Raw genomic sequence first — 25552 nt, forward strand, 5'->3', positions numbered from 1 at the left:
AAATAAATACATGGAAACAGTTCAGGCAATAAAACAACGATTTGAGATTATCGGGAATGACCCGAAGTTAAACCGCGCCATAGAAAAAGCCATTCAGGTTGCTCCTACTGATATTTCGGTAATGGTAACCGGTGAAAGTGGTGTTGGTAAAGAAAATATTCCTAGAATCATTCATTCGCTTTCACACAGAAAGCATGGTAAATATATTGCGGTAAACTGTGGAGCCATTCCGGAAGGAACAATTGACAGTGAACTATTTGGTCACGAAAAAGGTGCTTTTACAGGTGCAACCAGCACACGCGAAGGATATTTTGAAGTCGCTGACGGCGGAACAATTTTCCTGGATGAAGTAGGTGAATTGCCTTTAACAACCCAGGTTCGTTTACTTCGTGTACTTGAAAACGGAGAATTTATAAAAGTAGGTTCGTCTCAGGTTCAGAAAACGAATGTCAGAATCGTAGCCGCAACCAATGTCAATTTATTCAATGCCATCGAAAAAGGAAAATTCCGTGAGGATTTGTACTATCGTCTGACTACTGTAGAAATTACATTGCCACCACTGCGCGAAAGAAATGAAGACATTCATTTGTTATTTCGAAAATTTGTGGCCGATTTTGCACACAAATACAAAATGCCGCCCTTAAGACTGGACGACAATGCGGTGCTGCTCCTGCAAAAATTCAGATGGAACGGAAATATTCGTCAGTTGCGAAATGTGGCGGAACAAATTTCGGTTTTAGAAACCAATCGCGATATTTCACTGGCAACCTTGCAATCTTATTTACCAACTGAAGGAAGCAGTTTGCCTTCTGTAATCAATGATAAGAAAAAAGAAAGCGATTTCAGCACAGAAAGAGACATCTTATATAAGGTACTTTTTGACATGAAAAGTGATTTGAATGATTTGAAAAAACTGACTTTAGAATTAATGAAAAACGGTTCTTCGAAAGTACAGGATATCAACCCTAACCTGATTCAGAAAATATACGGTTCACAGGAAAATGAGAGCGAAATAGATTTCGAAGAAGAGCCAGGAACAGCCGTTATGGCCCCGGCAACCCGCGAAGATAATTATCACATACAAGATGATAACAATTATCTGGATGCCGAAACAATCGAGGAAGAAGAAATTTTACGCCTGGAACAAAAAGAAATCGAAATGATCAAAAAATCATTAGAAAAAAATAAAGGAAAACGTAAAGCTGCTGCCGATGAACTAGGGATCTCAGAACGAACTTTATACAGAAAAATTAAACAATTCGATCTCTAATAGAAAATTCCAACCCTGAAGCCCTCGGGATAAATTCCAAATTCCAAATTGCTATATTTGAAAAAAATTGGAACTAAACCCAACACCGGAGAATTGCAATGCAATTCTTAAAATTGGAATTTGGACCCGAGCGCTAGCGAACTGGCGCAGCAATTTAAAAAATTGGAATTTTTATTACCCCAACAATTTATGAAAAAAATATATTCTTTATTAGCCTTAATAAGCCTCTTTATGCTAAGTGGCTGCTCTGTTTATAACTTTACAGGGACAGGGAAAATTGATGCAAAAACGTTTCAGGTTAACTTTTTCCAGAATAATGCCGATTTGATCGAGCCGGGAATCGACAGGGATTTTACTTTGGCATTGCAGGATTTAATTCAGAATCAGACGAATTTAAACTTAGTCAGCAATGGCGGAGACTTGGTTTATGAAGGAGAAATCGTAGACTACAGAACAACTCCAATGACAGCAACTGCTGTGATATCAGGTGGTGATGTTGGAGCAGCACAAAACCGTTTGACAATCCGTATTAATGTGAGATTTACCAATAAGAATAAGGAGTCTGATGATTTCGAAAAAACATTTGAATTCTATAAAGATTACGCAGGAACAGAACAACTTGTAGGTTCTTCCCTGAATGCTGCCGTTAAAGAGATTTACGAACGAATTACCCAGGATATTTTTAACGAGTCATTAGCAAAATGGTAAAATATTGATTTGTACATCGGTTAATCGTCAAAGCGGTTTGCAAACGATTAAACAATGAAACGAATAAACGATTAAACAAACAAAAATGAATGTAACTGATTATACACACCTAATAAACAAACCCGATGCTATTACTGAAAAGCAAACGGAAGCATTAGGCAATGTTCTGAATGAATTTCCTTATTTTCAAAGTGCGAGGGCATTGCGATTAAAAGGACTTTACAATCAGAATAGTTTTAAGTATAATTATGCTTTAAAAGTTACGGCAGCTCATACTACAGATCGTTCCGTATTATTTGACTTTATCACTTCTGAAACCTTTGTCTCTATTCAAAATGAGTATTACGATCAAAAACTCAAAGATCTTTTGAACATTACTGTTTTTGAAAGTGAAGTTGTAATACCTGAAATCCAGAAGGTTCCTGCAATAAGAATTGATCCGATCGAACAATCTATTTTGTCTTCTATAAGAGAAGCCACAACAGTAGTTTTTGAAGAACATAAAAAACCAGAAGAAAAAACAGTTGATGTTGTTGTTGACCAACCTGTTCTGACTCCTGTAAAAGAAGAAGCTCCAGTTGTTATAGAAGAACCAATAGCAATCGAAGAAATCACTTTAGACTCTTTTGTAGAACAAATCGTTTCTCCTGCTGTCAAAGAAGAAGTTCCAATTGTTATTGAAGAACCCATTACAGTCGAAGAAATTACAATCGATTCTTTCGTAGAACAGTCAGTACCTACTTCTTTAGAAGAAGAAACTCCAATTGTTACGGAAGAACCAATCAGAGTAGAAGAGATTACAATTGATTCTTTTGTGGAACAGCCAGCTTCAACATCTGTAGAAGAAACCCCAACTCTTACGGAAGAACCAATTAGAGTAGAAGAGATTACAATTAATTCTTTTGTGGAACAGCCAGCTTCAACTTCTGTAGAAGAAACTCCAATTGTTACGGAAGAACCAATTATAGTGGAAGAGATTACAATTGATTCTTTTGTAGAACAGCCGGTGTCTGCTTCTGAAGAAGAAGAAACCCCAATTGTTACGGAAGAACCAATTATAGTGGAAGAAAGAGAACAAACTCCCGATATCCGTATTGAACCGATTGAAGAATCCGTATATAATTCTATAAAACAAGCTACAACAGTTGTTTTTGAAGATTTAAAAGAAACTGAAGTACCAAAAGAAGTTGAAGTTTCTGAAACAGTAAAAAATGCCGAGGAAAATCTGGAAATCGGAAAACCTTTGGATTTTTCTGTTAATGAAAAACATTCTTTCCAGGAATGGCTGCAACTAGCAAGAACAGAACCTATTGACAGAACAAAAGAAGGTCCTGCAGAAAATAAAGAAACCATAAAAGAAGTCGAAAAAACTCCTGAACCCATAACTCAGCCTATTGCTGAAACAGAAGAAACGGAGTCAATTGAAGAAGAAAAAAAGAAAAAAGCAGAGATTATTAATAAATTTATACAAACGAATCCGAAAATTCCGCCTATAAAACCAACTGCAATTGTTCCAACAGTAATGCTGGACCCCAACAAAAACGAGGACAATTCGTATTTAATGACCGAAACTTTGGCGCGGGTATATCTGGAACAAAAAAAATATACAAAAGCGATACAAGCATATGAAATATTAATTTTGAAATATCCAGAAAAAATTAGTTTCTTTGCAGACCGTATTTCGGATATAAAGATTTTACAACAAAATAACAATAATAATTAAACAATGAGCACATTTTCAATTTTTTTAGTTTTAATCACAATAGTTTGCTTTCTATTGATCGTAGTAATCATGGTTCAAAACCCTAAAGGAGGCGGATTGTCTTCTACTATCAGCGGAACTCAAATGTTAGGTGGAGTACAAAAAACAACAGACTTTTTAGATAAAAGTACCTGGACGTTGGCTACTATCCTTATTGCATTAATCTTACTTTCAAGCTTAAGCTTTACAGGATCATTAAGTGATACAGATTCTAAACTTATTGAAAAAACGGAAGCACCTGCGACTACGCCTGCAGCTCCGGCACAAGGAACTCCTGCTCCGGCAGCTCCAGCAGCAAAATAATATTTTTGATATAAAATTAAGATGCCAGCCTGTCAAAGCTGGCATTTTTTTTAGGAAATAATGTCAGTTTTTTGAGCATGGCACAATTTCTGAAAGTTTAATGAACGTTAAAAAAGTATAACCTAATATAAAATAAAATTATGGCTTTAAATATTAAACCGCTTTCAGACCGCGTACTTATTGAGCCTGTAGCAGCTGAAACCAAAACTGCTTCAGGAATTTTTATTCCGGACACTGCCAAAGAGAAACCACAAAAAGGAACTGTAGTAGCCGTAGGAAATGGATCTAAAGATCACACCATGACCGTGAAAGTTGGTGATACTGTTTTATATGGTAAATATGCCGGAACAGAATTAAAACTGGAAGGAACCGATTATCTGATCATGCGTGAGGATGATATCTTAGCGATAATCTAAAAATTGCTGTAAGCTGTAGGCTTTAAGCTATAGGCTTTTAAAAAAAGCTTAAAGCATATTGCCTAAAGCCTAATGCAAAAAAGATTGCTGTAAGCACTAAGCCGTAAGCTGTAGGCCTTAACAAAAAGCTTAAAGCATATTGCCTAAAGCCTAATGCAAATAAAGATTGCTGTAAGCTCTAAGCCGTAAGCTGTAGGCCTTAACAAAAAGCTTAAAGCATATTGCCTAAAGCCTAATGCAAAAAAGAATGAGAGATTTTAAAAAATATGATATCTGGCAATTAAGTCATTCTTTTACTTTAGAAATCTATAAAATGACTTCTAATTTTCCAAAAGAAGAATTATATGGATTGACGAGTCAAATCAGAAGAGCTTCTTCATCAATTCCAACGAATATTAGTGAAGGATGCGGAAGAAACAGTGACAAAGAATTCAATCAGTTTCTTAACATAGCTTTAGGCTCTGCCAACGAAACAGAATATCTTTTGATCTTAGCTAAAGATTTAAACTATATTCATAATGAAATTGCAGAAAATCATATAGAAAAAATCAACAGCATAAAAAGCAAAATTTACAAATTAAAACAAATACTAATTCAGCAGTAGGAAAAGCCTAAAGCTTAAAGCCTCCTGCCTAAAGCAAAAATAGAATGGCAAAAGATATAAAATTTGATATTGAAGCACGTGACGGATTAAAACGTGGTGTTGATGCATTGGCAAATGCTGTAAAAGTAACTCTTGGACCAAAAGGTCGTAACGTAATTATCGGAAAATCATTTGGTGGACCAACAGTTACCAAAGATGGAGTTTCGGTTGCAAAAGAAATCGAATTGAAAGACCCATTAGAAAATATGGGTGCACAAATGGTGAAGGAAGTTGCTTCTAAAACCAATGACTTAGCAGGAGACGGAACTACAACTGCTACAGTTTTGGCTCAGGCGATTGTAAAAGAAGGTTTGAAAAACGTTGCTGCAGGAGCAAATCCAATGGACTTGAAACGCGGTATCGATAAAGCAGTTGAAGCTATCGTTGCTGATCTTGCAAAACAAGCTAAAGTTGTTGGAAGTGATTCTGATAAAATCAAACAAATTGCTTCTATCTCTGCAAACAATGACGAAGTAATTGGTGATTTGATCGCTACTGCTTTTGCTAAAGTGGGTAAAGAAGGTGTAATCACTGTTGAAGAAGCTAAAGGAACAGATACCTACGTTGATGTTGTGGAAGGAATGCAGTTTGACAGAGGATACCTTTCTCCTTACTTCGTTACAAATCCGGAGAAAATGGAAGTTGAATTAGACTCTCCATACATCTTATTATACGACAAAAAAGTATCTTCTTTAAAAGAATTACTACCAGTTTTAGAGCCGGTTGCACAATCAGGAAAACCATTATTGATTATTGCTGAGGATGTTGACGGAGAAGCTCTTTCTACTCTTGTTGTAAATAAATTAAGAGGTGCTCTTAAAATTGCTGCCGTAAAAGCTCCTGGTTTTGGAGACAGAAGAAAAGCAATGTTAGAGGATATCGCCATCTTAACGGGTGGTACTGTAATTTCTGAAGAAAGAGGATATACTTTAGAAAACACTACAATTGAAATGTTAGGAACCGCAAAAAGAGTTTCTATCGATAAAGACAACACTACAATTGTAAGTGGTGCTGGTGAAGCTGATATCATCAAAAACAGAGTAAACCAAATTAAAGGTCAGATGGAAACCACAACATCTGATTATGATAAAGAAAAATTGCAGGAGCGTTTGGCTAAATTAGCCGGTGGTGTTGCTGTTCTTTATGTTGGTGCTGCTTCTGAAGTTGAAATGAAAGAGAAAAAAGACAGAGTTGACGATGCTTTACACGCAACTCGTGCTGCTGTTGAAGAAGGAATCGTTGCTGGTGGTGGTGTAGCGCTTTTAAGAGCTAAAGCCGCATTAGCAGATCTTAAAGCGGACAACGCTGACGAGGCAACAGGAATTCAGATTGTAGCCCGTGCTGTTGAATCTCCGTTAAGAACTATTGTTGAAAATGCAGGTCTTGAAGGTTCCGTAGTGGTAGCAAAAGTAGGTGAAGGTTCTGGTGATTTTGGATACAATGCCAAAACTGACGAATATGTAGACATGCTTAAAGCAGGAATTATCGATCCTAAAAAAGTAACTCGTGTAGCGTTAGAAAATGCTGCCTCTGTTGCGGGAATGATCTTAACTACTGAGTGTGCCCTAATTGATATTAAAGAAGAAAACGGAGGCGGAATGCCAATGGGTGGCGGTATGCCGGGAATGATGTAATCATTCTTCACTTCTTACTTATAAACGCCAGATTTGATCTGGCGTTTTTTTTTCCACAGATTTTATAGATTAAAATGATTTTTTTTGCCACGAATTACACGAATTTTCGCGAATTATTTTTTCTATTTATTGCGTATAAAAATTTATGAAAATTCATGTAATTGCTTCGCCTATTCCCTTCAATTGATCGGGTCGGGGCAAACTTTTTAGCCAAAGATTTAAAGATTTCCGCAGATCAATCTATTTAATCCGTTAATCTGTGGCAAACTTTTTTTACGTAAACATTCGTGGAAATTCGTGCAATTCGTGGCAAACTTTTTAAGCCACAGATTTAAAGATTCCCGCAGATTAATCCATTTAATCCGTTAATCTGTGGCAAACTTTTTCACACAAAACATTCGCGGCAAACTTTTTAAGCCACTGATTAAAAGATTTCCGCAGATTAATCTATTTAATCCTTCCATCTGTGGCTAAAAAATTTTCACACAAAACATTCGTGAAAATTCGTGCGATTCGTAGCAAACTTAACATTCCCTTTTTCATTAAAAAATCTGTTATGAATATCTTTGCAGTTCTATTAAATTACAAAATGAGAAAATTCACTACTCACCTATTAGCTTTTACATTCTTACTTCTAACCACGTTTTCACAGGCCCAGACCAATAAAGATACTTACGTAGTCTTAGTTTCTATGGACGGATTTCGCTGGGATTATGGTAAGCAATTTAATCTTCCGAATTTAAAGCAAATAGCCAAAGAAGGCGTTCATGCAAAATCAATGAAACCCTCCTATCCGAGCAAAACTTTTCCGAATCATTATTCGATTGTAACAGGTCTTTACCCGGACCATCATGGCATCATTAATAACGTTTTTTATGATGCTCAACTTAACGAATCCTTCTCCTTATCATCGAATGCTAAAAATGATTCCCGATTTTATGGCGGAAACCCCATTTGGAATGTTGCCGAACAACAAGGAGTAAAAGCCGCTTCTTTTTTCTGGCCGGGATCAGATACCGATCAGAAAAGACCTGGTATTTACAAAAAGTATGACGATAAAGTATCGTACGAAAGCCGAATTGACACCGTAATAAAATGGCTGCAGCTTCCTGAAAAACAAAGACCTCATCTGATTACTTTATACTTTGACCAGCCCGATCATACCGGACACAATTTTGGTCCGCTTTCTCCGGAAAATAAAAAAGTAATCATTCAGATGGATTCTATCATGGGACAATTGTCTGCAAAACTGGATCAATTGCCTATCGGAAAACAAATCAATTTAATCATCGTTTCCGATCACGGAATGGCCGATATCAGCAATGCTAAAAAGGTTGCCATTTTAGACTATCTAAAACCCGAATGGTTAGGGTACAAAGCTGTTATTAATCCGATTATGAGCTTGCAGGCCAAACCCGGTTGTCAGGATTCCATCGCAGTAGCTTTAAAAAAAGTACCGCACATCAAATTCTGGAGAGCCGGAAAATTGCCAAAAAGATTGCACTATGGCACCAATCCAAGGGTGCATGATTTTGTCATTGAAGCCGAGAAAGGATATAGTTTGGTAAATGATAAAGACCAAAATATAAAAGGAGGAACACACGGATACGACAATAAAAACAAAGACATGCAGGCTATTTTTTACGCAAAAGGCCCCGCTTTTAAAGTTAATAAAGAAGTCAGATCTTTTCAGAACGTTTCGGTTTATCCTTTAATCGCCCATATCTTAGGATTAAAAATCGATGAAGTGGATGGAAAGTTCAGCGAAGTGGAGGGGTTAATTAGGTAATTAGATAATGAGAAAATGAGATAATGTTTAAAATTTTCTAATTGCTTAATTTTCTAATTGACTCATTATCTAATTGACTAGTGAACTACTTTATACGTCGGATCCTCAATAACATTTACCGTAATAACTGCTTCGGCATTTTTGAGTAACAGGATGGAGTCAGGACTCAAATGCGTCAGTTCGACCGTTTTGTTTAACTGACTGTATTTTTTCGTCAGATTATTTAATGCTTCAATCGCAGACATATCGGCTATGCGGCTTTCTTTAAAATCAATAATCACGTGATTGGGATCATTCTGCATATCAAATTTTTCCATAAAAGCAGCTATTGAACCGAAGAATAAAGGCCCGTAAATTTCATAGTGTTTTACACCTTCTTCATCCGTGAAATGTCTTGCGCGGATTCTTTTGGCACTTTCCCAGGCAAAAACCAATGCCGAAATAATAACTCCGATTAATACCGCCAAGGCCAGATTATGCAGCAGAATTGTAATGAGGGCAACCAATATTCCAACAAAAATATCGTGTTTGGGCATCTTATTTATAATCCTGAAACTTGCCCATTCGAAGGTCGTTATCGCCACCATCATCATTACTCCGACCAAAGCCGCCATTGGTAATTTTCCGATTACGGGAGCTCCAAAAAGTATAATGATCAAAATGGTCAGTGACGCAATTATTCCCGAAAGCCGTGCTCTCGAACCTGCCGAAAGATTGACCAGTGTCTGTGCAATCATCGGGCAGCCGCCCATTCCGAAGAAGAAACCGTTTAAGATATTCGAACTTCCCTGGGCAATACATTCCCGATTGCTGTTTCCACGGGTTCCCGTAATTTCGTCCACCAGATTTAAGGTTAGCAGCCCTTCTGTTAAACCAACAGCTGCAACGATTACCGAATACGGAAATATTACTTTAAGCGTATCAAAAGAAAAAGCAATATTGGGAATATGAAAAGGCGGAAATCCACCCTGAACAGAAGCAATATCTTCTACCGTTTTGGTGTCGATATGAAACAAAAGTACAATAGCGAAAACCACCATTATGGCAACCAAAGAAGCCGGAACTGTTTTTGTAATTTTAGGAAAAAGAAGAACAATACCCACTGTCAAACCAACCAAACCCAACATAATGTAAAGCGGTGTGCCCTGTAGCCAGGAAACCTGCCCGTTTACAACCGTTTTAAATTGTTCCAGCTGCGACATAAAAATAACAACAGCTAGTCCGTTTACAAAACCAAACATGACGGGCTGCGGCACCAGTCTGATAAATTTCCCGAGTTTAAAAAGTCCGATACAGATTTGTACGATTCCACCGAGTGCTACGGCTGCAAACACATATTCAATTCCGTGCGATTTCATCAGGGCGATCAGAACAATTACCGTTGCTCCTGCCCCACCCGAGATCATTCCGGGTCTGCCGCCAAAAACAGCGGTAACCAAACCGGCAATAAAGGCAGCGTACAAACCAACCAACGGAGGAAAACCAGCCAGAATGGCGAACGATAAGGATTCGGGAATCATGGTCATGGCTACGGTTAGCCCTGCTAAAATTTCATTTTTATAATTAACCTTTTGCGAAAAGTCAAAGAGGGAGTAGGCTTTTTTCATAAGAGCACAAATTTAAAAAATTATGCGCATAAACAGAAGAAACCTTCTCAATACTGAAAAAGTCCGGAAATTTATTATCCGGAAGAAACCGTTCTTTTTAAAACTGATTCAATAATAACAATACAACCGAAAGGATAAAACTAATCATATAATAATTTATTGGATGCCTTTTTCTGGCTTGAATGTAACGTATGGTGAAGAAATTATGACAGCAAAAGTATCATTAATCTTTTATATAAAAAACGGGTATTTTCCCCTGATTTTGACCAGGAAAAATACCTCCGGTATGTTATAAATATTATTCTAAAGGCACACAGATATAGCCCAGGCAATTGACATAGTCGATTATATTTTTGGGTTCTAATGCAACACCTTCAACTCTCAGGATTTTGTCGCAATCCTCCAGGTCAAAATTGACTTTATAATCAGGAAACTGAGTTTGGATAACTGCAATAATGTAATTTTTGTCCAGCTCTCTCTGAACATTTGTTTTAAAAACCTCAACTGCCATAATCAATTATTTTAAGTACTAAAAAAACCGTAATTCTAATTTTCTAAAAAGGGTTGTACGATATTCCGAATCTAAAATACCCCTGGGTGTCTTCTTTATGATCGTAAACATATCGATTGGTTCGTTCTCCCTTTTCGGTAATTCTGGTGCTTAAAACGTTATTCACGCCGCCTTTTATCATGCCAATTACCTTTGGTGAGAAGTGATATTCATAAGTAATACCCGATTTTAGTTCCAGCTGGTTTAACTCATAAATTCCTTTTAAATTTGAGGTATTTAAATTTAAGTAAAAATTTTCTGAATTTAACTCCGTTCCTAAGGAAATTCTTCCATTTTCTAAAAGCTCCCTCCTGAACAGCAAACGCTGCGGAAGAATAAAATCAATATCCCATTTCGAATTTTCGAACTTATGGTTATACGTAAAAAGCGGTGTAACCGGGATAATCGCTGAAGGATCTAACATGGCCAGCGCTCCAATGGTTATAGTTGTACTGGCCGTTCTTTTAAGCACCAAACTGGCGGTTGCAAAACCTTTTACCCGTTGCACATTCTCCTCGTTTCCGTCTACCGTAGCGGTTGCGTTGTAAATAATAGGCTTCTTAAAAAGTGTAGACATATAGGTCGCACTTACAGCCGCCGCGAAGTAATGAAAATCCTCCTGATTCCGGGTATAAGATGTCGCTGTATTATAATTATAAATAGTTCCGAAATTGTAGGTTTCATATTTATAACGAAGCGAAGCTGTTAAAATAAAACGCTTCGAATCAGATACGTAAAACGGCATATTAAATGCTGCTTTTAGTCGACTGTGACTTTCAATTCTGCCTCTTTCCAAATCATTCCCAAAAAGCTCCGAATCATAATTGGCCGGGCCTAATTGTTCGTATTGTACATCAAAAGTCCGGGTGGCCGGGAATTTGTCGGTTATTGCTTTAGCAAAAGTTTTCATACCCGGTTCTTTTTCCTGAGCCATAATTTGCAACGATGTACAGACAAATAATACAGAAATGATTTTTGCTCTCATAAATTGGCGTAAAGTTTAATTGTTGCCGGGATTGCTGATTGAAACCCGGGATCAAAAGTAATGGAGATCCTTTTATTATAACAGCATAATTATACCAATGGCGTATTATTTATACCAACGGCGTTCGTATAATTTTCAGCTGACAAATACCTATAAACTATAATATTACCCTAATTTTGCCGTTATGACAATTCTTAAAATTTATCAGAATTTTTTCCTCCGGAACCTCATCATTAATACCATTATATTCGGAGTTATTTTAGCTTGTGCCTATGATGAAGTAAAGTTTGAGGGATACGACTTGACTTATATATGCTACAAAATTGCCATAGGCTATTTTCCGTGCATGATCTGGATTACTTTTTTTAACCTTTTTATTATAAAGCCCTTTTTATTCGAAAAAAAAATTAAAACATTCTTTTTCCTTTTGATCCTCTACTGGGTGGCTTTTTACTACTTTATGAGCTGGTATTTTCCGCTCGTCTTTTTAGGAAGATTCAAAACCCTGCCGGTTATATCCCTTGTAATAAACGGAATTGCTTTCTATTTACTTCATACAGGGATCATGAAAAAAATATCGCAGACCAATAAGGATCTTATCAATTTCAAGTCCGAACTTTCGTTTTTGAAACAACAGCTCAATCCGCATTTTCTGCTTAATGCGATGAATAATTTATACGGAGAATCCCTCTCTGATCCTGATAAAGTGCCGGACAGGATATTGAATCTCTCAGACATGCTTCGGTATCAGATTGAAGCTACTAAAAAAGATTATGTTTTCTTAAATGAAGAAATCGATTTTATTAAAAAATATGTGGAGTATTATACTTTTAGAAATGAAAGGCTTGTGATTACCCAAAATTTTGAAGGTACTGTTGACAGCATCGATATTCCGCCCTTGTTCTTTTTGCCTTTGGTAGAAAATGCCGTTAAATTTTCGGCAGAAATGCCGGAACCTTTTATCCATATTGATTTGAAGGTAAAATGCCAGAATTTGTCTTTTACCATAAAAAACAACTATCTGGATTCCGGTTCGCGGCTTTCAAGCACCGGAATTGGAATTGAAAACCTGAAAAGGCGCCTTGAAGTGTACGGACTAAAACATGAGCTGAGCTGTAAAAAAGAAAAAAATACCTTTATTGTAAAATTAAACATATGGCACTTACCTACCGCTGTCTCATAATAGATGACGAATCGCCGGCACACAAGGCGCTCGCATCGCACATTTCGAAGTTTGACGAACTGGAACATTCCGGAAGTGCCTTCAGCGGAATGGAAGCGGTAAAAATGCTCAACGAAAACAACTACGATATTATCTTTCTGGATATCAATATGCCCGTAATTTCGGGTGTTGAATTGATGGAATTACAGCCCAATCGCCCGCTTACGATTGTCACGACGGCATACTCTGACTACGCTCTTTCGGCTTACCAAAACGATGCGATCGATTATTTACTCAAACCCATTTCGTTTGATAAGTTTGCCAAAGCCATCGAAAAAGCCAAGATTTACTTTTCCGGAAATACGATTAAAAAAGGGACTACACCTAACGGAAAAATGCTTTCGCAACGTGTAAACGGCCAAATGACGGATATTCTTCTGAGTGATATTCTGTATATTGAAAGCTTAGGCAATTATATGAAACTCTATAGCGCAAGGCTCAATCTGCCACTCATTATTTACGGTTCGCTCTCGAGCATTGCGGCAGAAATAGACAGCGCTAATTTTCTTCAGGTACATCGTTCTTATATTGTAAACATCAATAAAGTGACCACTACGACTTTCAAAACCTTAACGATGTGTAATAATGAAATTATTCCGGTAGGAAGAAAATACCAGATTTTACTGGATAGTTTTTTCAAATAATTGTTAAATCTTGCTAATTTGTCCTATTTTATTATAAATATGCCTTTTTAAGGCTGTTCAATTCCTTAATTGACCTTTAGTTTACTGTTTCAATTATTTTTAATTAAAACCATAAACTATGGCAATCGAAAATTTAAATTCCCTGCACTACACTGCACAGGAAAAAACTATTGTAGCAAACGCTCTGGCCACTATTGAAGGTTCTCTTGCCGCAAAATTCAAGAATCTTACACCCGAAGAGCGAACGAAGTACGGTAGTGTAAACGAGCAAAACAAACTTGTAATCAACAAGGTAAAAGATTTCAGAACCAATCAGCCTGCTTTGAGCAGTCCGGATATTGACTGGGTCGAATTTCAGAATGATGTGGACTCGAGAGAGTTTCTTCAAAGTATCATCTCCCGTTTAGAAAGTCTGGCCAGCAGCCTTAAAAACAATAAAATCCTGCACGATTTCGATTGTTATCAGGCCGCACTTACCGATTATGATTTCAGTAAATACAAAGTCGGCACAAAAGCCGCTGGTTTTCAGGTCAAAGTAAATGAGTTGGCACAGTTCTTTAAAAAAACAACCCCAGCAAACGAAAATAAACCGGACGATCCTACCGTAAATAAGAAAGAATAACAAACAGCCTCTCCAGCGTAAAATCCGGGGAGGCTGTTTTATTAGAAAGGTGCTTCTCTGAGGTGCTATGACCTATCATTCGGGTTCTGACAGGCAGGATTGGCGTCCGGCAACGTATTATTTGGCGTTAGCAAACCCATCCGATACGTTCGGAACGCCAATCCTGGCGTATTAAGAGGCATTTTTGGCGTACCCAAACGTATATTTTGACGTTTAAAACCCCATTCGACAACTGCGGAACGCCAATCACGACTGATCGAACGTATCCTTATACGTTGGGGAACGCCATTGATGATTGTTTTTGATAGTCAGGTAACTGATTTCACGTCATCGCTTCTTTATCAAACCTCGCTGATGATGCATTTCAATAGTTAGTCACACATTTCATTTCGACCGAAGGGAGCCCCTAACAAACAATACTTAACCACAATATTTGTCATTTCGACGAAGGAGAAATCTCCGTTAGAAGCTCGAAAAAGTTTTATACCCACTGAAATGGAGTTACTTGCGGAGATTTCTCGTTCCTCGAAATGACAGAACTGCACGACAAACAATACTTATCCGCAATATTTGTCATTTCGACCGAAGGGAGAAATCTCCGTTAGAAGCTCGAAAAAGTTTTATACCCACTGAAATGGAGTTACTTGCGGAGATTTCTCGTTCCTCGAAATGACAGAACTGCACGACAAACAATACTCATCCGCAATATTTTTCATTTCGACGAAGGGAGAAATCTCCGTTAGAAGCTCGAAAAAGTTTTATACCCACTGAAATGGAGTTACTTGCGGAGATTTCTCGTTCCTCGAAATGACAGAACTGCACGACAAACAATACTTAACCACAATATTGTCATTTCGACCGAAGGGAGAAATCTCCGTTAGAAGCTCGACAAAGTTTTATACCCACTGAAATGGAGTTACTTGCGAAGATTTCTCGTTCCTCGAAATGACAGAACTGCATGACAAACAATACTTATCCACAATATTTGTCATTTCGACGAAGGAGAAATCTCCGTTAGAAGCTCGACAAAGTTTTATACATACTGAAATGGAGTTACTTGCGAAGATTTCTCCTTCGTCTAAATGACAGAACTGCACGATACAGGGATTTAACTCATACAAAAAGAGGATGCCAAATTTGACATCCTCTTTTATGTTTAAAATTAAATTATTCCTTACGGCTTGCTTTCTCCTAATGTTAGCGGTAATGAATAAAGAAATTTTACCGGCATACCTCTTACAAGTCCAGGGTTCCATTTTTTTGCTTTCTTTATTATTTTCATTGCCTTCTCATCCAGCATGGGGTGAACTCCTCGTATTATTTTAGGCTCAGTCAGGCTGCCGTCTTTCGCTACAATAAAACTCAAAAGCATTTTTTGTCCGTTAAAGCCCTCAAAGTTCATCATGTATGTTGACATTTCCCTTGCTACATAAGTATAAAAAGATTCTATACCTTTTTTGGGGACTGCACCCTGATTTACAACATTGTAAGAATGCTCAACATTCAGACTATCAATACTAACTCCAGATACCAGCTTCCCATTTTCATAATTCTCTGTAAAACTATATTTCTGATCGATATTTTTTCCTTTCCAGATCCCATCAGGATATCCGTTTTTTACTTTTCCTCCTTGTTCAAAATGGCCTTTACTATATTCATAGTCACCATTACCATTCGTTACCTTTTGCTCTTTTTGAGGATTCCAGTAATTGTTTATCTTAAATAGGTGTTGTCCACCTGTGTTTTCAAAATATTCAATTTCAGATTTTACATTTCCGTTTTCATACCATGAAAATTCTTTTCCAGTTTTCTTTCCATTCAAATAGCTAACTGTTAATTCCTTATTCCCGTTTTCATAATAGTAGATAAATTGTCCTTCCTCAATTATATTATCTCTACTTGATGACGTACCGATCATCTGCAAAGTCTTTGATTTATAGTAATCTTTAACTTTATACAGTTTTTTATCAGAGTAATAATCTTCAACCAGCCTAATATACTGATAGTTTTCACTGTTTGTCTCTGCCCATGCAGCGTCTAAATACGTTATTTTATTTTCCGTTGCCGGAGCCTGGCCGAATACTTTTGCCGTCAGGAACAAAAAACAGACTGCCCTAAAATAATAATGAACAAGAAGTTTCATAAAATGTGTTTTTAAAATTATAGAAATTTATTATTGTTAAAATAGATTATACTCCCAATCTACCTTGTATTTAAATAAAGTATTTTGATGTGTTTTTTCTAAAACAAATATTATAAAATACTTACAGAAATCTGTCGGAGGATACATAAATTGTTTCTTTTTATTTAGGAGTTAAATTATCCCCACTGCTGGCACGAGCGTCCCGCTCGTGAATATTGAGTTATAATACTAGTAACTTATGAACAAGCCTTCGTTACCTTTAATAATATAATCGAAGGAAATTATCTTATCATTTATCAAAGAAAAATACATTATAGGCTTATTCTTGCTTACTAAAATAAAAACATTATCTGTTCTTTTTTCAAAAACAACTTTATCGCCTTTATAGTCATTGTATGTTATAACATAGAAATCTGCAGCATCCAATAATGAGCTTTTTTCCTCCTTTATTTTTTTCAAATGTTTATCAAGAATTTTTACTCTTTGCGAAAGAGAATACTTTGTATTATTGATTGGTTCAAAATATATATAACTGTCAGCAATAGACTTTGCTGTATTTTTTTCAAAAAAAACTGCTTTTACAAAATCGTTTACAAGTAATTTCTCCTCCGTTTTGTTTTGACTTACAGAACTAACCGTTATCAATAACAATATAACTAGTAACATAGATTTATTTATTTTCATTTTAGCATCCTCCTTTCTTTTTCGGGGCATTCCCTTTTGTTACACTTTTTGTTGCACCACCAGGTGTATTCATATTTCTAATATCTTTACCTAAATCGCCAGGATTACGTCCTTTAAAATTCACAATAACCGCATTATAGGAACCGGTAGTCTTTAGTAATTTTAACCCTCCTTTTTCTGCAGCACCTATTGCAAAGTCACTACAATTATAATTATTTAAGTCATATGTTTTAGAGTAATCATTAATATAATTAATGACACTTGATAATTTGTCTGCATATAGTTTATTACATAATAAATACCATATATATTAAAAATAAAATCACTGCTTTATCTATCCTTTTTTACTAATGGTTCATATAAGATATATTTTCGAGACAAATCTCTTATGTAATATTTTTTGCCGCCAACATTTTTGAAAAGCAATTCTTCATTAACTATTTTGATTTCTTTCAAATAATACTTTTGCTCGGATATTTTTAAATCCCAAATTTGCTCGGGGTTAAAAACACCATCTCCAGGATAGTTATAACAAATGTCGATGGCATAAATTCTATTACCAAACCTTTTGATGTCAACATCGTTAATTACCTCAAAATCTGCGACAAAACCTATCCGTTTACAATTTGTTGTATCACTACATAATACTTTATTATGATCCGATTTTATCGCTCTTACTTTGATCGCATAATCTTCAAGAATAAAAGGCTTATTCTGAGCATAATTTATGCATGAAAACAAAGAAAGAATCAGTACTAAAAAAATATTTTTCATAATTTTGGTTGATATGGTAAGTCAAAATAATTTCAAAGTAAATAAAACAGCTTTCAAAATATTGAAAGCTGTTTTTATTTATTGCTATTGTTTATTTAATAACATTGATTTGGTTGGTAATATTTGCTCTGCTACTTTAGGGCATTTACTACCATCTATTATATCCTGATAAGCTGCTAAGTATAACTTCATTTGTTTATTATCTTTTGAAGTAGAAATGAAAAGATCGCCAGTTTGACCGCATTGTGAATTCTCGCCAATATAACTTAATACATAATAACCAAAATTTTTACCAAAATATAAGCCTGCTATTACTAAATTATTGCCATCTGGTAAACTTCTGGTATCTTGCAAAATAACTCCTGTATTTGAAGTGATTAAATAACGTATTGATAGTATATCACTAAAGACGCCCCTGAACTCCTTTTTGTATGGTGTTACTATAAAAGTGTAATTTTTATTTTCGTACGTACCTTTCCATGTTCCGATATATTTAGTAAGTAAACCATTACTATCCTTAAAATATGTTCCTACCGGGGCTTCATCTAATTTTGTCTCTAAAGCTACGATCTGTTGCGCTTTGCATGATAGAGTAATTAAAATTATGGTTAATCCTATTATTATCTTTTTCATAGTCTTATTTTTTTTAAATCCTCAAGTATAAAAGAATATTTGAGGATTTTAGACACAAACTATTGTTTGGTAAGCATTATTGAGTTCTGACGTGGAAATGTGAGTTCTGCTAATTTAAAACCGGGACAGGTTTTCTCAGAAATCATGATTTTATTTGGCTCAAAACCCAATGACATTAGTGTATTTGCTGCATTTTTGGTACGAATAAATACTGTTCCTGCATTTCCACACAGAGAATTTTTACCAGTAAAATCTGATGCATACGAAGTTAAATCCTTGCTGAAATAATTTCCTTTTATCACATAAGTATTGTTGTCCGGTACATTTCTAGTATCTTCCAATACAGTACCATTTGAAGACGTAATTAAATAACGTGTCAACAATATGTCTTCAGTTATTTTATCAAATTTTGAAGTATATTTGATTATAAAAAGCGTATAGTTTTTGCCTTCATAACTACCTTTCCAAGTGCCTACATACTTATTAAGTAAATTATTAATGTCTTTTAAATAAGTATTGTCTGGTATTCCATTTTCTGATGTTCTGTAGTCGATCGCTTTTTCGATAGGTTCAATTGTTTGTGCTTTGCAGGATAATGCAAATAGCAGAATAATTCCTAATATGAATATTTTTTTCATGTTTATTTTAATTACAATTAATAGTTGATACTTTTCCGTTAGTATCCAATGTTTTTCGAGAATTTCCTGAGGCTTCAATTTTATACAATTCAATACCGTTAATCCCTATTTGTTCATTTAAAAATTTTAAAAAACCCAATTCTTTATTTCCTCTCATTGCTACTTTATAGAGGTCATCTAATGCGTCCCAATTCATACTACCGCCTTTTAAACTAACATCAGCTATATTTCCTGTAAATCTCAGTTGATATGTTGCTGAACTGGAAACCATTGTTCCGTAAATATTATCAATAGGAATGTTGTTCCTACTGGCATTAAGAAGCAAAATTACAAATTGTTTCACATCTCCGGGAGAAAACATTTTTATCGGCGCTACAGATTGTGTCTCACCATTTGGCAGTACTCTTTCATAGGGGTCAAGATGGGTATGGATATAGCCTACTGTATTCGCATCTGATGCAAGACTTATCTTATCTGAATTTTCCGTACTTGAAGTTCCTGTAAGGGGTGTAAAGGGACCATTTTTACTTTGCGAATATCCAGACTCAACTTTCAAATTTGTTTTTTTAAGAAGTTCCTCTAGTTTAACAATAAAATTAGGGTTAGCCATTAGTATTTTCATTTTATCACATGGATTTAACGCCGTCGCAGGAGGAGGAGCAGAACCACCACCTCCATTTCCACCACCAGGTGAGGTATAACCCCCGGGAGTTGTTCCTCCAATTACAGGAGAACGTGGTCCATAGTAGGCCACAGGAGTTCCCAATTTAGGTTTAGGTCCGGTATAAGAATTAATCTTAACAACTTCTCTTAATTCGGTTGGTAGTATTCTTGGCACTTGAATTGGGTTGCCCCCACCTGCCCCATCATTGCAGCCATCACCACAAGGATTAAGAGAAGGTGCCCTGTAAGTTGTCTTATCTTCTCTGGGCAACACTTCTACAATTCCGTCTTCCACCGCGTGATTGTCTTTAAATTGAGCTGCTTTTACAAAACCTTTCTTGAGATCCCAGACGCTGATATATCCGTTAAAATTTCCGCCCTCCATAGACTGGTCCTCTTGTGGGGCGGCTTTGTCGGGATAGATTTCAACCACTGAGGCCTTGTAGCTGCCATCGGGTAATTTATAGAGATATAAGCGCTGTTGCCAGATTTCTGACTGGTTTATTTTTAATTCTTTTATCGGGACCACAATCATTTCAGTCCCGTCTTCAGCTTGTTTCACGATCGCCCCCGGCCAATCGTAAAGGAGGTTCTGGAGGTAAACATAATTATCTCCTTTTGCCTCATACTCTTTAAACCATTGTTTGGCGGAAGACAATGTTGTGCCCTGCGTACCTACTTCTTCATCTTCCTGCTGACATCTTGTAAAAAAGACAGCAATCAGCACAACAGTAATAACACCTGCTGCTCTCTTAAAATTTTCTTTCATCATGTAATTCTTTTAGGTTATTGTTTTGATTTTTTCTGAACAAAAACGCCCTTTTAAGCTGCTGCAGCTAAGGCTTAAAAGGTGTTCTTTTTATAAAGTAAAAGAATATTTTTTGTAGTTTGATACACCAATTGATAACTGTAGGGAACCAATTGATAAGTGTTGTTAATTGATTCGATGCAACCTAAATTTGGGTGGAATTCTCCTGAAAAAAGTGTCAAACGCTTTTCTGTCCCTGCTCTTTTTTTCAGGTTTTTATCAATTGGTAATCTTTCAAAAATTAAGAAGTAAAACCACCAACTATTAGTTGATTTTCATAGATTTGTAAAATCTATTTTCCGAAAGTCATCAGGAGGAAAAAAATTATAAAATCTTAGAACAATGAAAGCTGTTTTTTTAACATTTTTATTTTTAACGTTTGCCTGTTCAACTTGTTACTCGCAATTGAGTTCAGATAAAATATTCGAAAGTTTTAAACAGGGAGAACGCACCAACTGTTCTTCGATTGCTTTTATTAAGGCCGCTTTAAATATTTACGGACTGGATAATCTTTATACAGCCGAAAAAACAGCGGACAGTCTCTTTTATATCCGATTAAAAAACAACGCTTCCTTTCAGCTGAAAAAGGACGAACTGGAGAAAGCTCAGTTTTCTGCCGGTTTTGTATTTATCAAAACGAATGAAGAAAGCAAAAGAATAAAAGACTACGCCATACTGACCTATGCCGTGATGGCCAAATACAAACAAATTATCGACCGGGAGTCGACTTTTGACAAGGCCTTGGAGGATTTGGAAGATGGTGAAGTATATACCCCTACCATTTATAAATATTTGGGTTTCGAAAAAGACAAACAAATACTACCCTTAAAGCGACTATCCGGAAGTGAATATTGCGGCGTTGTGGCCTGGTCTACAGCACATGCCGTTTTTGTTTGTGAAGAATACATGGACTATTATGGCAACAAAAAAAACATCTGGGGAAAATATCCCGGGCGTTTTAGAATTGTCAATACGGAACCACTACTACCAAAAGTTTCAGAAAAAACAGATAACGCAGATAATTCAGATTTGTAATTCGTACCTTCTTATTTTTAAAACACAGCCCATTCATTAAAGTCCCCAACTGAATATGACACGAGAAAATTATATTCCGTTTAACAAGGAATTCTTGCTCGAACAACAAATAGCCACGTTCTCTGAAGACAAAAAAAAGGTTGATGATTTTAAAAAGCTTTTCGATATTGTCGAACACTACTTTCATTACGAGGCTTTTAACCTGAACCGGAATCTGAAGCAGCATTATGCTTTATTCGATCCCGACCTGAGTCCGAAAGAGCGGGAAGCGTTTATTGGTAAAAGTGATTTTTCGGTGTTTAAGGAAACTCTTCTCACAGTTTTAAAACATGGAAATTATACCCGCATAGATCAGGAAACTTTAGACAGGGCTTTTAAGGAATCTGATCTGATTGGCCTGAATCTTTCTATTGATTTTAATGCTTTTAAAGATTATGAATTGTACGTTCGCGGACATCATAAAGCGAAAGAAACGGTTAAGAAATTTATTTTCTGGAAAAAGGAAATACAAGTCGAATATTATGACCGCGTCATGATTTACCTGAACTATAACGAAGCCGATTATCTGAAAGAAAAGAAAGTAAAACTAGGAAAAATGCCTGTTGATCCGGGGTCCATCGGATTAAAGATTTTTAAACGGGTTCCTAAAAACGATCTTGAAACGATATTTCCTAATGCCATTCCGAGAATGTCTACCAGAGATAAGTTATTCTTCTGGGTTCCTGGAATCGGAGGCGGCATCTCTTTATTGAGTACCACCGTAATTCCGGCTTTAATTGGTATGTACGCAGCGTATCAGTCCGGTGAAGCAATTGATTTGTTAAACAGTAAAGCTTCGCTAAATCAGGGTTTAATTGCTTTGGGAATCTTGTCTGCCTACTTGTTTCGCCAGTACAGCAACTTTATCAATAAAAAAATCAAATACGGAAAAATGCTTTCTGACAGTCTTTACTTTAAGAATCTCGGAAACAACAGCGGTGCTTTCTATTCGCTCTTAAATTCTTCGGAAGAAGAAGTGCTTAAGGAAACGATACTCGCCTATGCTTTTTTAGACCGTAGTCCAAATCCGATCACTGCGGAAGAACTCGATCATCAAATTGAATCCTGGTTCAGGACTAAGTTTCATGCTGACCTTGATTTTGATGTAAAAGATGCTTTAGACAAGCTAAAAAATATTGGCCTGGGTTTAGAAACAAACGGAAAATGGGAAGTTATCGCTCTGGATAAAGCCCTCGTGAAGATTGATGCATTATGGGATAGTGTTTTTGAGTATAATGAGAAATAAGCGTTAAATGCAACTACGTTTATAAGTAAAAACAAAAAAGAGAACCAAATAGTTCTCTTTTTTGTTGTATAATATTGTGAATTATTCGTTTTCAACCTCAATAAGATCTTCTACGGTTTCTCCCATGTCACCAACAGCAACCAGTTCCGGTTTTGAAGCTTTTAGTGCATTGAATCTTTCCAATTGTTCTAATTCTCCTTCTTCTCCGCTAAAATAAGGGAAAACATCCATAATCGGCGACTCTGAAATAGCAGGAATAGTGTAATCTCCCATTGTATTTTTCATTACCGTAATGGTATTGTCATAGGCTTCTTTTACATCGTTGGCCTGAACCAAAAGATACATATTGGTTTTTCTTTCTTTACCGCTTTCTTCGTCATAAGCCATTAGCGTAACTTTTGACTTAAACCAGCGATCAGCATTTTCAAACGGGTGTATCTCGGCGTAATTCGCCACTTTTATATTGGTGATTTTAAATTCTTCACTCACATACGCCCCCATTTCTTCATTGATTCTGCTTTCTGCTTCTGTATAAGACACAGCGTCTACCAAATACGGCTCTGTAGTAACTTTTTGTCCTCCAGTCTCATCGGTCTTTCTATATTTTACTTTGCATTCGTACCAAATTGCGCTCATTTGTTCTGTTTTTTAAGGTTGCCAAAGATAGATTTTAACGGGCATAAAATCGACAAATCCCAAAATAGATATTCACAATTTCGAATGAATTTCAGGATAGATTATTCTTTGTTTTGTAACTCCTTATCTTTCAAACAGAAGCATTTTGCTATAGGGTCAAAACAATTAAAACCCTTCCGACCAGGTTAATAACCGAGGTGGTTAAAGCAAGGATTTCATTTACATTATTGAGTTTTTTCAGGCTCTTGGCCAAATTGTCGGCTTCTTCTTTTGTCGCAGTGGTGAGCTGGGTGTAACGGGGATTGTTTTGATCCAGTTCCCTTTTCAGAATTTCAAAATACGCATCCCGAAGTGCATCGTATTCTTCTACCAGTTTATCCAGTGCAGGTTCTCCTCCTTCCGTAAAGGCATCCTGCAAAAGCTGTGTTCTTCTGTTATTAAACTGGGTAATCGCTTCTGATAATGATTTTTTTAATTCTTCCTGCATTTTACTTGTCTTTTAGAAGTTCTTCGATTTTGTTTAAGGATGAAATAACAGTACTGATATCTGTGCTTTGTTTGGCAATTTCAGCATGCGCTTTGTTCAATTCTTCAAGTGCCTGACCGAAAGTGACGAGTTGCTTTTTCAGATCATTTTTTTGCATCAGGATGTCATCCCTGTTTCGCAGTCGGTACATCAGGATAATGGTGGCACTATCACTATAAGGCTCGGAATTGCTCTGAGAAATTTTGTTGACATCATACCGTTTGGAATCAACGGTATTGAGCCCTTCAGCATAGGAATTATAAATCAGATCGACATATTCGTTCCAGGTTTGTTTATCGGCATTCCATAACTCCAAATACACTTCGGAAAGGACATACAATATTTCATTATTTTTTTTCACTTCTTTTGCCTGAACGGCTTCTCCAACCATTTTCAAAACATTGGGCAGTTTTGTTTTGACATCAGCCGGTAAGTCGGGCATTTTTTCGATTGCGTCGTAACTATCCTGCAGGGCTTTCATCGCGTCTTTTGTTTTGTCCGAATACTTTGGGTCTGCTAAAAGCGAAAATGCTTTGTAAACCTCAAATAAATTTTGATACGCCTGTATTCTTGGTTGTAATTGTTTCGAAAAATCCGGGGCTTTGGTGTCCGGTAATGCCATAGTAGAAGGGCTTGGATGCGTAAGCACTTTTACTTTGTCCTGCTGCGACTTATCAATAGCAGACTGCTCTGATAACGTTGCATAAATTCCCTGTGCTTTTTGCGAGACATCCATCCCTTTTGTGGCTGTCGCACTTCCCAATTCAATAATTTTTGAGGAGGAACATGACGTTAAAAACACTACTAATAGTACAATCAGACTTTGTTTCATTTTTTTTGTTTTGGGGGTGGAACAGTGTTTTACAACTCCTTACTGTGAAGGAATAAAATTACAAAAAAAGTTTTTACCTATTAAAATAAATCAGGCTGATTCTTTGCCTTAAAATCTATTTAATCTTTGAAAGATGAACATCTGGCCGTCAAAAAATCTACTCGAAATTTCTGTTGCATAGTTTTATCCGGCCTAATGCTAAAAATGCAAAATATTCAATAGCTTTGTTAGATACCTAAATCCAAAAATATGAGAACATTAGAGCAATGGTTTGAAGAATATGCAGTAAGTCATCAGAATCCAAAAAACAAAGCGATTCATTATGTCTGTGTTCCGGCGATTTACTTTTCGATTGTTGGTTTATTAATGAGCATTCCGAGTGGTATTATTGCTTCTGTTTTACAATTAAACGCCCCTATTATAGAAAACTGGGCTTTTATTGTGCTGCTTTTTGTACTTGTTTTTTACATTCGGTTATCGGTTGCGATGGCGATGAAGATTGCTATTCTTTCTGCTGTTTGTCTGGTTATAAATTATTATATCGGACAGGTTTTACCTTTATGGGCGTTCTCAATCGGCGTGTTTGTAATCGCCTGGATCGGACAATTCTACGGCCATAACATTGAGGGTAAAAAACCTTCTTTCCTGAAAGATCTTCAGTTTTTAATGATTGGCCCGGCCTGGGTGGTAGAGAATTTGTTTTCCAGAAAGGGATGATTGTCTGTAACTTTTCTAACCAA

Annotated in this window: 26 protein-coding genes; 14 read left to right on the forward strand and 12 right to left on the reverse strand. The window is 36.3% G+C overall.

All coding sequences use genetic code 11. From position 1 onward, the window contains the following. Nucleotides 1-10: 10 nt before the first annotated feature. The 8 genes from HAV12_RS19675 (at nucleotide 11) to HAV12_RS19710 (ending at nucleotide 8525) form a co-directional block, all read left to right on the forward strand. On the forward strand, nucleotides 11-1270 hold the full coding sequence (locus tag HAV12_RS19675) for a sigma 54-interacting transcriptional regulator (RefSeq protein WP_132037664.1): 1260 nt from the start codon (nucleotides 11-13) through the stop codon (nucleotides 1268-1270). Nucleotides 1271-1459: 189 nt separating this feature from the next. Then, nucleotides 1460-1978 carry an LptE family protein gene (locus tag HAV12_RS19680; protein WP_171571129.1) on the forward strand — a complete coding sequence of 173 codons (519 nt, stop codon included), beginning with the start codon at nucleotides 1460-1462 and terminating at the stop codon, nucleotides 1976-1978. Between the two features lie 85 nt (nucleotides 1979-2063). Next, a complete protein-coding gene (locus HAV12_RS19685) occupies nucleotides 2064-3701 on the forward strand; it encodes a tetratricopeptide repeat protein (RefSeq protein WP_171571130.1) in 1638 nt (545 codons plus the stop codon). A gap of 3 nt (nucleotides 3702-3704) precedes the next feature. Beyond that, nucleotides 3705-4043, forward strand: a complete 339-nt coding sequence (gene secG, locus HAV12_RS19690) for a preprotein translocase subunit SecG (RefSeq protein ID WP_132037667.1) — start codon at nucleotides 3705-3707, stop codon at nucleotides 4041-4043. 140 nt (nucleotides 4044-4183) lie between these two features. Continuing rightward, on the forward strand, nucleotides 4184-4459 hold the full coding sequence (gene groES / locus HAV12_RS19695) for a co-chaperone GroES (RefSeq protein ID WP_012023920.1): 276 nt from the start codon (nucleotides 4184-4186) through the stop codon (nucleotides 4457-4459). Nucleotides 4460-4706: 247 nt separating this feature from the next. Next, complete coding sequence (locus tag HAV12_RS19700; protein WP_171571730.1) at nucleotides 4707-5063, forward strand: four helix bundle protein; 357 nt, start codon at nucleotides 4707-4709, stop codon at nucleotides 5061-5063. A gap of 44 nt (nucleotides 5064-5107) precedes the next feature. Next, nucleotides 5108-6736 carry a chaperonin GroEL gene (gene groL / locus HAV12_RS19705; RefSeq protein ID WP_132037668.1) on the forward strand — a complete coding sequence of 543 codons (1629 nt, stop codon included), beginning with the start codon at nucleotides 5108-5110 and terminating at the stop codon, nucleotides 6734-6736. Between the two features lie 556 nt (nucleotides 6737-7292). After that, nucleotides 7293-8525, forward strand: a complete 1233-nt coding sequence (locus HAV12_RS19710) for an ectonucleotide pyrophosphatase/phosphodiesterase (protein WP_240345197.1) — start codon at nucleotides 7293-7295, stop codon at nucleotides 8523-8525. Between the two features lie 77 nt (nucleotides 8526-8602). Here HAV12_RS19710 and HAV12_RS19715 read toward each other — a convergent pair whose 3' ends face one another. From HAV12_RS19715 to HAV12_RS19725, 3 genes are all read right to left on the reverse strand, one after another. Beyond that, entirely contained in the window at nucleotides 8603-10132 is a 1530-nt protein-coding gene (locus HAV12_RS19715; RefSeq protein WP_171571131.1) for a SulP family inorganic anion transporter, read from the reverse strand. A gap of 298 nt (nucleotides 10133-10430) precedes the next feature. After that, nucleotides 10431-10643: a hypothetical protein gene (locus tag HAV12_RS19720; RefSeq protein ID WP_171571132.1), complete on the reverse strand. Its 213-nt coding sequence runs from the start codon at nucleotides 10641-10643 to the stop codon at nucleotides 10431-10433. Nucleotides 10644-10686: 43 nt separating this feature from the next. Next, nucleotides 10687-11667 (reverse strand): hypothetical protein, encoded by a 981-nt coding sequence (locus HAV12_RS19725; protein WP_171571133.1) that lies wholly within the window; start codon nucleotides 11665-11667, stop codon nucleotides 10687-10689. A 184-nt stretch (nucleotides 11668-11851) separates the two neighbouring features. On the opposite strand from HAV12_RS19725, the gene HAV12_RS19730 reads away from it, so the two are divergent. From HAV12_RS19730 to HAV12_RS19740, 3 genes are all read left to right on the forward strand, one after another. Further along, nucleotides 11852-12850, forward strand: coding sequence for a sensor histidine kinase (locus HAV12_RS19730; protein ID WP_171571134.1), 999 nt, complete (start codon nucleotides 11852-11854; stop codon nucleotides 12848-12850). Next, nucleotides 12823-13533: a LytTR family DNA-binding domain-containing protein gene (locus tag HAV12_RS19735; RefSeq protein ID WP_171571135.1), complete on the forward strand. Its 711-nt coding sequence runs from the start codon at nucleotides 12823-12825 to the stop codon at nucleotides 13531-13533. The genes HAV12_RS19730 and HAV12_RS19735 overlap by 28 nt, the downstream gene beginning before the upstream one ends. A 118-nt stretch (nucleotides 13534-13651) precedes the next feature. Next, entirely contained in the window at nucleotides 13652-14155 is a 504-nt protein-coding gene (locus HAV12_RS19740; protein WP_171571136.1) for a hypothetical protein, read from the forward strand. Between the two features lie 1174 nt (nucleotides 14156-15329). Here the strand turns inward: HAV12_RS19740 and HAV12_RS19745 are convergent. From HAV12_RS19745 to HAV12_RS19770, 6 genes are all read right to left on the reverse strand, one after another. After that, on the reverse strand, nucleotides 15330-16298 hold the full coding sequence (locus HAV12_RS19745; RefSeq protein WP_171571137.1) for a toxin-antitoxin system YwqK family antitoxin: 969 nt from the start codon (nucleotides 16296-16298) through the stop codon (nucleotides 15330-15332). Between the two features lie 228 nt (nucleotides 16299-16526). Then, complete coding sequence (locus tag HAV12_RS19750) at nucleotides 16527-17012, reverse strand: hypothetical protein (RefSeq protein WP_205423338.1); 486 nt, start codon at nucleotides 17010-17012, stop codon at nucleotides 16527-16529. Between the two features lie 300 nt (nucleotides 17013-17312). Beyond that, nucleotides 17313-17756: a hypothetical protein gene (locus HAV12_RS19755; RefSeq protein ID WP_171571139.1), complete on the reverse strand. Its 444-nt coding sequence runs from the start codon at nucleotides 17754-17756 to the stop codon at nucleotides 17313-17315. Nucleotides 17757-17840: 84 nt separating this feature from the next. Beyond that, nucleotides 17841-18389 carry a DUF6705 family protein gene (locus HAV12_RS19760; protein WP_132037678.1) on the reverse strand — a complete coding sequence of 183 codons (549 nt, stop codon included), beginning with the start codon at nucleotides 18387-18389 and terminating at the stop codon, nucleotides 17841-17843. Nucleotides 18390-18448: 59 nt separating this feature from the next. Further along, complete coding sequence (locus tag HAV12_RS19765; protein ID WP_171571140.1) at nucleotides 18449-19027, reverse strand: DUF6705 family protein; 579 nt, start codon at nucleotides 19025-19027, stop codon at nucleotides 18449-18451. Between the two features lie 7 nt (nucleotides 19028-19034). Further along, nucleotides 19035-20462 (reverse strand): hypothetical protein, encoded by a 1428-nt coding sequence (locus HAV12_RS19770; RefSeq protein ID WP_171571141.1) that lies wholly within the window; start codon nucleotides 20460-20462, stop codon nucleotides 19035-19037. A gap of 378 nt (nucleotides 20463-20840) precedes the next feature. Between HAV12_RS19770 and HAV12_RS19775 the strand changes: the two genes are divergently transcribed. Further along, on the forward strand, nucleotides 20841-21533 hold the full coding sequence (locus HAV12_RS19775; protein ID WP_171571142.1) for a hypothetical protein: 693 nt from the start codon (nucleotides 20841-20843) through the stop codon (nucleotides 21531-21533). 55 nt (nucleotides 21534-21588) lie between these two features. Beyond that, on the forward strand, nucleotides 21589-22818 hold the full coding sequence (locus HAV12_RS19780) for a TMEM143 family protein (RefSeq protein WP_171571143.1): 1230 nt from the start codon (nucleotides 21589-21591) through the stop codon (nucleotides 22816-22818). Nucleotides 22819-22899: 81 nt separating this feature from the next. On the opposite strand, the gene HAV12_RS19785 is transcribed toward HAV12_RS19780, so the two are convergent. The 3 genes from HAV12_RS19785 to HAV12_RS19795 form a co-directional block, all read right to left on the reverse strand. After that, a complete protein-coding gene (locus tag HAV12_RS19785; RefSeq protein WP_127339400.1) occupies nucleotides 22900-23454 on the reverse strand; it encodes a DUF4494 domain-containing protein in 555 nt (184 codons plus the stop codon). Between the two features lie 148 nt (nucleotides 23455-23602). Continuing rightward, the gene (locus HAV12_RS19790; protein ID WP_171571144.1) at nucleotides 23603-23941 is read right to left on the reverse strand and encodes a hypothetical protein; all 339 of its coding nucleotides are present in this window, start codon (nucleotides 23939-23941) and stop codon (nucleotides 23603-23605) included. A 1-nt stretch (nucleotide 23942) separates the two neighbouring features. Then, complete coding sequence (locus HAV12_RS19795) at nucleotides 23943-24812, reverse strand: hypothetical protein (protein WP_171571145.1); 870 nt, start codon at nucleotides 24810-24812, stop codon at nucleotides 23943-23945. Nucleotides 24813-25061: 249 nt separating this feature from the next. Between HAV12_RS19795 and HAV12_RS19800 the strand changes: the two genes are divergently transcribed. After that, complete coding sequence (locus HAV12_RS19800) at nucleotides 25062-25529, forward strand: DUF962 domain-containing protein (RefSeq protein WP_171571146.1); 468 nt, start codon at nucleotides 25062-25064, stop codon at nucleotides 25527-25529. Nucleotides 25530-25552: the final 23 nt, after the last annotated feature.

It is taken from the genome of Flavobacterium sp. CLA17, from assembly GCF_013112255.2.
Taxonomy (GTDB): Bacteria; Bacteroidota; Bacteroidia; order Flavobacteriales; family Flavobacteriaceae; genus Flavobacterium; species Flavobacterium circumlabens.